The sequence below is a fragment of the Bacillus sp. FJAT-22090 genome (assembly GCF_001278755.1).
Lineage (GTDB): Bacteria > Bacillota > Bacilli > Bacillales_A > Planococcaceae > Psychrobacillus.
Genome location: NZ_CP012601.1, coordinates 3,093,773 through 3,100,053, shown reverse-complemented (window position 1 = coordinate 3,100,053; position 6,281 = coordinate 3,093,773). Strand labels below are relative to the sequence as shown.

Annotated in this window: 8 tRNA genes and 4 rRNA genes; all 12 read left to right on the top strand. The window is 51.0% G+C overall.

Going from position 1 to position 6,281, the window contains the following annotated elements:
• Window positions 1-6 precede the first annotated feature (6 nt).
• Window positions 7-82 (top strand) — tRNA-Thr (locus AM499_RS15555).
• Between the two features lie 6 nt (window positions 83-88).
• A tRNA-Lys gene (locus AM499_RS15550) sits at window positions 89-161 on the top strand.
• A 24-nt stretch (window positions 162-185) separates the two neighbouring features.
• Window positions 186-270 (top strand) — tRNA-Leu (locus AM499_RS15545).
• Between the two features lie 17 nt (window positions 271-287).
• Window positions 288-362, top strand: a tRNA-Gly gene (locus AM499_RS15540).
• 15 nt (window positions 363-377) lie between these two features.
• A tRNA-Leu gene (locus AM499_RS15535) sits at window positions 378-466 on the top strand.
• Window positions 467-486: 20 nt separating this feature from the next.
• Window positions 487-563: transfer RNA gene (locus AM499_RS15530), tRNA-Arg, on the top strand.
• 6 nt (window positions 564-569) lie between these two features.
• A tRNA-Pro gene (locus tag AM499_RS15525) sits at window positions 570-646 on the top strand.
• A 16-nt stretch (window positions 647-662) separates the two neighbouring features.
• Window positions 663-738 (top strand) — tRNA-Ala (locus AM499_RS15520).
• Between the two features lie 137 nt (window positions 739-875).
• A 16S ribosomal RNA gene (locus AM499_RS15515) occupies window positions 876-2,429 on the top strand.
• A 326-nt stretch (window positions 2,430-2,755) separates the two neighbouring features.
• Window positions 2,756-5,684, top strand: a 23S ribosomal RNA gene (locus AM499_RS15510).
• Window positions 5,685-5,805: 121 nt separating this feature from the next.
• Window positions 5,806-5,921: ribosomal RNA gene (gene rrf / locus AM499_RS15505) — 5S ribosomal RNA — on the top strand.
• Between the two features lie 161 nt (window positions 5,922-6,082).
• Window positions 6,083-6,208, top strand: a 5S ribosomal RNA gene (rrf, locus tag AM499_RS22435).
• The 16S, 23S and 5S rRNA genes sit together here with 8 tRNA genes alongside, the layout of an rRNA operon.
• Window positions 6,209-6,281 lie beyond the last annotated feature (73 nt).

The window sequence follows — 6,281 nt, the reverse complement described above, 5'->3', positions numbered from 1 at the left end:
TTCTTCGCCGGAGTAGCTCAACTGGTAGAGCAACTGACTTGTAATCAGTAGGTTGAGGGTTCAAGTCCTTTCTCCGGCACCATTTTTAGAGCCATTAGCTCAGTTGGTAGAGCATCTGACTTTTAATCAGAGGGTCGTAGGTTCGAATCCTACATGGCTCATCACTTTTTAAGTGAATAATGCATGCGGGTGTGGCGGAACTGGCAGACGCACTAGACTTAGGATCTAGCGCCGCAAGGCGTGGGGGTTCGACTCCCTTCACCCGCACCATTTAATTTAATAACCGAGCGGAAGTAGTTCAGTGGTAGAACACCACCTTGCCAAGGTGGGGGTCGCGAGTTCGAACCTCGTCTTCCGCTCCATAGATTCATTTAAGTGCCGGGGTGGCGGAACTGGCAGACGCACAGGACTTAAAATCCTGCGGTAGGTGACTACCGTACCGGTTCGATTCCGGTCCTCGGCACCACTTTTATGAAAAAAATATATGCGCCCGTAGCTCAATTGGATAGAGCGTCTGACTACGGATCAGAAGGTTGTGGGTTCGACTCCTGCCGGGCGCGCCATATTTACGGGAAGTAGCTCAGCTTGGTAGAGCACTTGGTTTGGGACCAAGGGGTCGCAGGTTCGAATCCTGTCTTCCCGACCAGTTATTAATTATATTTGGGGCCTTAGCTCAGCTGGGAGAGCGCCTGCCTTGCACGCAGGAGGTCAGCGGTTCGATCCCGCTAGGCTCCACCATGAACATTGAAAACTGAACATGCAAAACGTTAAGACATATAGCTTGATAGACTAGCTTTGGTTAGTCGGATAGCAAAGAATTTTGACATCATTTAATGATGATGCCAGCAAAACAAAATGAGCTTTTTAAGTTCTCTATTATGGAGAGTTTGATCCTGGCTCAGGACGAACGCTGGCGGCGTGCCTAATACATGCAAGTCGAGCGGATGATGAAGAAGCTTGCTTCTTCTGATTTAGCGGCGGACGGGTGAGTAACACGTGGGCAACCTGCCCTGTAGATTGGGATAACTCCGGGAAACCGGGGCTAATACCGAATAATCCATTCCCTCACATGGAGGAATGTTAAAAGACGGTTTCGGCTGTCACTACAGGATGGGCCCGCGGCGCATTAGCTAGTTGGTGAGGTAACGGCTCACCAAGGCGACGATGCGTAGCCGACCTGAGAGGGTGATCGGCCACACTGGGACTGAGACACGGCCCAGACTCCTACGGGAGGCAGCAGTAGGGAATCTTCCACAATGGACGAAAGTCTGATGGAGCAACGCCGCGTGAGTGAAGAAGGTTTTCGGATCGTAAAACTCTGTTGTGAGGGAAGAACAAGTACGAGAGTAACTGCTCGTACCTTGACGGTACCTCATTAGAAAGCCACGGCTAACTACGTGCCAGCAGCCGCGGTAATACGTAGGTGGCAAGCGTTGTCCGGAATTATTGGGCGTAAAGCGCGCGCAGGCGGTCCTTTAAGTCTGATGTGAAAGCCCACGGCTCAACCGTGGAGGGTCATTGGAAACTGGGGGACTTGAGTGCAGAAGAGGAAAGTGGAATTCCAAGTGTAGCGGTGAAATGCGTAGAGATTTGGAGGAACACCAGTGGCGAAGGCGACTTTCTGGTCTGTAACTGACGCTGAGGCGCGAAAGCGTGGGGAGCAAACAGGATTAGATACCCTGGTAGTCCACGCCGTAAACGATGAGTGCTAAGTGTTAGGGGGTTTCCGCCCCTTAGTGCTGCAGCTAACGCATTAAGCACTCCGCCTGGGGAGTACGGTCGCAAGACTGAAACTCAAAGGAATTGACGGGGGCCCGCACAAGCGGTGGAGCATGTGGTTTAATTCGAAGCAACGCGAAGAACCTTACCAGGTCTTGACATCCCGCTGACCGTCCTAGAGATAGGATTTTCCCTTCGGGGACAGCGGTGACAGGTGGTGCATGGTTGTCGTCAGCTCGTGTCGTGAGATGTTGGGTTAAGTCCCGCAACGAGCGCAACCCTTGATCTTAGTTGCCAGCATTCAGTTGGGCACTCTAAGGTGACTGCCGGTGATAAACCGGAGGAAGGTGGGGATGACGTCAAATCATCATGCCCCTTATGACCTGGGCTACACACGTGCTACAATGGACGGTACAGAGGGTCGCAACCCCGCGAGGGTGAGCTAATCCCATAAAACCGTTCTCAGTTCGGATTGTAGGCTGCAACTCGCCTACATGAAGCCGGAATCGCTAGTAATCGTGGATCAGCATGCCACGGTGAATACGTTCCCGGGCCTTGTACACACCGCCCGTCACACCACGAGAGTTTGTAACACCCGAAGTCGGTGGGGTAACCCTTTTGGGAGCCAGCCGCCGAAGGTGGGACAGATGATTGGGGTGAAGTCGTAACAAGGTAGCCGTATCGGAAGGTGCGGCTGGATCACCTCCTTTCTAAGGATAAACACGGAATACAGATCTTTATCTGTAGCTTAACGTTTTGCAGTTCAGTTTTGAATGTTCATTCATTTGAGCATTTCAAACTTGTTCTTTGAAAACTGGATAAAACGACATTGAAAGCAACAAATTCAAGAAATTCAATTTGTAATCACATTCGTGATTATTTTTTGTGTAGTACTTTTAACTACTATATTTGAGGGTTTCAAGACACAAGCAGTTCGAGGAAGCGAGTGAGTGAACACCGGAACGTACTAACGTACGTGAGGATGTGAACGAGCGAAGCTGACGAAGAAATGCGCCGTGTATTGAAAGCCGAATTAGGTTAAGTTAATAAGGGCGCACGGTGAATGCCTTGGCACTAGGAGCCGAAGAAGGACGGCACTAACACCGATATGCTCCGGGGAGCTGTAAGTGAGCTTTGATCCGGAGATTTCCGAATGGGGAAACCCACTGTTCGTAATGGAGCAGTACATTTGCGTGAATACATAGCGCATCTGTGGCACACCCAGGGAACTGAAACATCTAAGTACCTGGAGGAAGAGAAAGAAAAATCGATTCCCTGAGTAGCGGCGAGCGAAACGGGAAGAGCCCAAACCAAGAGGCTTGCCTCTTGGGGTTGTAGGACACTCAGCATAGAGTTACAAAGGAACGAGTTAGACGAAGCGATCTGGAAAGGTCCGCAGGATAGGGTAAAAGCCCCGTAGTCAAAAATTCGTTCTCTCTTGAGTGGATCCTGAGTACGGCGGAACACGTGAAATTCCGTCGGAATCCGGGAGGACCATCTCCCAAGGCTAAATACTCCCTAGTGACCGATAGTGAACCAGTACCGTGAGGGAAAGGTGAAAAGCACCCCGGAAGGGGAGTGAAATAGACCCTGAAACCGTGTGCCTACAAATAGTCAGAGCCCGTTAATGGGTGATGGCGTGCCTTTTGTAGAATGAACCGGCGAGTTACGATTACATGCAAGGTTAAGTCGAGGAGACGGAGCCGCAGCGAAAGCGAGTCTGAATAGGGCGAATGAGTATGTGGTCGTAGACCCGAAACCAGGTGATCTACCCATGTCCAGGATGAAGGTAAGGTAACACTTACTGGAGGTCCGAACCCACGCACGTTGAAAAGTGCGGGGATGAGGTGTGGGTAGCGGAGAAATTCCAATCGAACCTGGAGATAGCTGGTTCTCTCCGAAATAGCTTTAGGGCTAGCCTCAAACGCGAGAATCTTGGAGGTAGAGCACTGTTTGGACTAGGGGCCCATCCCGGGTTACCGAATTCAGACAAACTCCGAATGCCAATGATTTATGTTTGGGAGTCAGACTGCGAGTGATAAGATCCGTAGTCAAGAGGGAAACAGCCCAGACCACCAGCTAAGGTCCCCAAGTATTTGTTAAGTGGAAAAGGATGTGGCGTTGCTTAGACAACCAGGATGTTGGCTTAGAAGCAGCCATCATTTAAAGAGTGCGTAATAGCTCACTGGTCGAGTGACGCTGCGCCGAAAATGTATCGGGGCTAAACAAATCACCGAAGCTGTGGATTGATACCTATGGTATCAGTGGTAGGAGAGCGTTCTAAGGGCGTTGAAGTCAGACCGGAAGGACTGGTGGAGCGCTTAGAAGTGAGAATGCCGGTATGAGTAGCGAAAGATGGGTGAGAATCCCATCCACCGTATGACTAAGGTTTCCTGAGGAAGGCTCGTCCGCTCAGGGTTAGTCGGGACCTAAGTCGAGGCCGATAGGCGTAGACGATGGACAACAGGTTGATATTCCTGTACCACCACCCCGCCGTTTGAGTGATGGGGGGACGCAGTAGGATAGGGTAAGCGTGCTGTTGGTTATGCACGTCCAAGCAGTGAGGTGTGAGTGTAGGCAAATCCGCACTCTGTAACATTGAGCTGTGATGGCGAGGACGAATGTCCGGAGTTCCTGATTTCACACTGCCAAGAAAAGCCTCTAACGAGGCGGGAGGTGCCCGTACCGCAAACCGACACAGGTAGTCGAGGAGAGAATCCTAAGGTGAGCGAGAGAACTCTCGTTAAGGAACTCGGCAAAATGACCCCGTAACTTCGGGAGAAGGGGTGCTCTTTTGGGTGCATAGCCCAGAAGAGCCGCAGTGAATAGGCCCAGGCGACTGTTTAGCAAAAACACAGGTCTCTGCAAAACCGTAAGGTGAAGTATAGGGGCTGACGCCTGCCCGGTGCTGGAAGGTTAAGAGGAGTGCTTAGCGCAAGCGAAGGTGCGAATTGAAGCCCCAGTAAACGGCGGCCGTAACTATAACGGTCCTAAGGTAGCGAAATTCCTTGTCGGGTAAGTTCCGACCCGCACGAAAGGCGTAACGATCTGGGCACTGTCTCAACGAGAGACTCGGTGAAATTATAGTACCTGTGAAGATGCAGGTTACCCGCGACAGGACGGAAAGACCCCGTGGAGCTTTACTGTAGCTTGATATTGAATTTTGGTGCAACTTGTACAGGATAGGTAGGAGCCTTAGAGCCCGGAGCGCCAGCTTCGGAGGAGGCGTCGGTGGGATACTACCCTGGTTGTATTGAAATTCTAACCCATACCCGTAACCCGGGTAGGAGACAGTGTCAGGCGGGCAGTTTGACTGGGGCGGTCGCCTCCTAAAGTGTAACGGAGGCGCCCAAAGGTTCCCTCAGAATGGTTGGAAATCATTCGAAGAGTGTAAAGGCAGAAGGGAGCTTGACTGCGAGACCTACAAGTCGAGCAGGGTCGAAAGACGGGCTTAGTGATCCGGTGGTTCCGCATGGAAGGGCCATCGCTCAACGGATAAAAGCTACCCCGGGGATAACAGGCTTATCTCCCCCAAGAGTCCACATCGACGGGGAGGTTTGGCACCTCGATGTCGGCTCATCGCATCCTGGGGCTGTAGTCGGTCCCAAGGGTTGGGCTGTTCGCCCATTAAAGCGGTACGCGAGCTGGGTTCAGAACGTCGTGAGACAGTTCGGTCCCTATCCGTCGTGGGCGTAGGAAATTTGAGAGGAGCTGTCCTTAGTACGAGAGGACCGGGATGGACACACCGCTGGTGTACCAGTTGTTCTGCCAAGAGCATCGCTGGGTAGCTATGTGTGGACGGGATAAGTGCTGAAAGCATCTAAGCACGAAGCCCCCCTCAAGATGAGATTTCCCATTACGCAAGTAAGTAAGATCCCTCAAAGACGATGAGGTAGATAGGTTCGGGGTGGAAGCGTGGCGACACGTGCAGCTGACGAATACTAATCGATCGAGGACTTAACCAAATATGAATTTGCGAGCACCAATGTCTTTTATCCAGTTTTGAAAGAATAAAACTTTTATTAAAATAACACTTGTAAAACTCTACAGAGTTGTTATAATAAAACTTGTCTTTCATAATTCAAGTCTAGTGATGATGGCGAAGAGGTCACACCCGTTCCCATACCGAACACGGAAGTTAAGCTCTTCAGCGCCGATGGTAGTTGGGGGTCTCCCCCTGTGAGAGTAGGACGTCGCTGGGCAATTGAAAAGCCGTCACCGAGCAATCGGTGACGGCTTTTTCTTTTGTACTAGAAAAAAAGCCGAAGGCAAAGAATAGTAGTTTTATTTGCGAGAAAGTAGAGGAACAAAGAGTTCGAGGAAGCAAGGAAGAGAGGCTCGCAGCGTATGATATACGCGAGAATCGAACGACCGCTGCTGACGAAGAAATCTGCCGTTCATCTGCTTTCGCAGCCCGAACACGGAAGTTAAGCTCACGCGCCGATGGTAGTTGGGGGTCTCCCCCTGTGAGAGTAGGACGTCGCTGGGCAATTGAAAAGTCGCCACCGAGTAATCGGTGGCGGCTTTTTTTGTGTTTTCATTTAGTACAAGTAGAAAAAACT